Source organism: Streptomyces sp. NPDC001020 (assembly GCF_053599115.1).
In genome coordinates, this window is record NZ_JBSFLQ010000017.1 from 157,909 (window position 1) to 159,734 (window position 1,826).

The 1,826-nt window shown below is 70.9% G+C and carries 3 protein-coding genes and 1 pseudogene; all 4 read left to right on the forward strand.

What is annotated here, in order from left to right; translation table 11 throughout:
* Window positions 1-634 (forward strand): annotated as a pseudogene (locus ACWDEX_RS18505) (nitrate- and nitrite sensing domain-containing protein); the annotation flags it as partial.
* A gap of 9 nt (window positions 635-643) precedes the next feature.
* Window positions 644-1,057, forward strand: a complete 414-nt coding sequence (locus ACWDEX_RS18510) for a roadblock/LC7 domain-containing protein (protein ID WP_450464616.1) — start codon at window positions 644-646, stop codon at window positions 1,055-1,057.
* 113 nt (window positions 1,058-1,170) lie between these two features.
* A complete protein-coding gene (locus ACWDEX_RS18515; RefSeq protein ID WP_450464604.1) occupies window positions 1,171-1,569 on the forward strand; it encodes a DUF742 domain-containing protein in 399 nt (132 codons plus the stop codon).
* The coding region (locus ACWDEX_RS18520; RefSeq protein ID WP_450464605.1) for a GTP-binding protein at window positions 1,550-1,826 on the forward strand (277 nt) is incomplete at its 3' end. The genes ACWDEX_RS18515 and ACWDEX_RS18520, both read left to right, overlap by 20 nt.

The window sequence follows — 1,826 nt, forward strand, 5'->3', positions numbered from 1 at the left end:
ACACCCCTCCACCACCGGCCAGTTCCAGCAGCCTCAGGCGGACGGCGACTTCGGTGCCTTCCGGCCGCAGGTCCCGCAGCAGCAGGCTCCGCGTCGCCAGGAGCCCCAGGCCCCACAGCAGCAGGCCCCGCGTCGCCAGGAGCCCCAGGCCCCGCAGCAGCAGCCTCCGCGTCGCCAGGAGCCGGAGGCCCTGCCGCCGGCGCCGAGTGCCGGCGACGGACGGACGCCGTTGTACGACACGCTGGAGACCAACTGGTTCCACGGCGACCGCCAGCAGAACGACGCCTCCGCACCCCAGGAGGCGCAGCAGCAGCCCGCGGCACCCGAGCGTCCGGCCCCCGCGGCTTGGCGCACCTCGCCGAACGACGAACTCGTCCGTCAGGCCGAGCGCGTGCGGCAGCCCGCCGCAGGCGGCGTCACCACGTCCGGCCTGCCGCGCCGGGTCCCGCGCGCGAACCTCGTGCCGGGCACGGCCCAGCAGCAACAGCACCACACCGGTCCGCAGGTCTCGCGTGCGCCTGACGACGTACGCGGCCGACTGACCAACCTCCGACGGGGCATCGCCCAGGGTCGCCAGGCCGGCACCGGCCAGACCGGCAACCACCCCAGCCCCACTCACCAGCAGGAGCAGTAGTTGAGCCAGATGAGCCAGGCGGCACAGAACCTCAACTGGTTGATCACCAACTTCGTGGACAACACCCCCGGGGTGTCCCACACCGTCGTCGTGTCCGCCGACGGACTCCTTCTGGCGATGTCGGAGGGCTTCCCGCGTGATCGCGCCGATCAGCTCGCGGCCGTGGCCTCCGGGCTCACCTCGCTGACCGCGGGTGCCTCCCGCATCTTCGAGGGCGGCAAGGTGGCGCAGACGGTCGTCGAGATGGAACGCGGCTTCCTCTTCCTCATGTCCATCTCGGACGGCTCGTCCCTCGCCGTGCTCGCGCACCCCGAGTGCGACATCGGGCTCGTGGGCTATGAGATGGCCCTCCTGGTCGACCGCGCGGGCGCGGTACTCACGCCCGACCTGCGCGCCGAGCTTCAGGGCAGCCTGCTCCGCTGACCGGCCCCAGCATCACCCTCACCCCACGAAAAACACCGTCCGGCCGCCACAGCCCCCCACCGGCCCCGTCAGACGGCACGACTGACCGACTTGCTGTCCCGCCCGGAGGATTCATGACCCCGCCCCACGCCTCTCACGATCCGTACTCAGAACCGTACGGAGACGAGGGCGACCAGCCGTTGGTACGTCCGTACGCGATGACCGGCGGCCGGACCCGGCCCCGCTACCAGCTCGCGATAGAGGCGCTGATCAGCACGACGGCCGACCCGGCCCAGCTGATGGGCATGCTGCCCGAGCACCAGCGGATCTGCCACCTGTGCCGCGAGGTGAAGTCGGTGGCGGAGGTGTCGGCACTCCTGGCCATGCCGCTCGGTGTGGCACGGATCCTCGTCGCTGACCTCGCGGAAGCCGGTCTCGTCGCGATCCACCAGCCGGGTGGCGACGAGAACAACGGCGGCACGCCGGACGTGACACTGCTCGAAAGGGTGCTCAGTGGACTTCGCAAGCTCTGACGGGGGGCGGGCGACCACCTCCGCGAAGATCGTGGTGGCGGGCGGCTTCGGCGTGGGCAAGACCACGTTCGTCGGCGCCGTCTCAGAGATCAACCCGCTGCGCACCGAGGCCGTCATGACGTCTGCTTCGGCAGGCATCGACGACCTCACCCACACCGGAGGCAAGACCACCACGACGGTGGCCATGGACTTCGGTCGCATCACCCTGGACCAGGACCTGATCCTGTACCTCTTCGGTACCCCCGGCCAGGACCGCT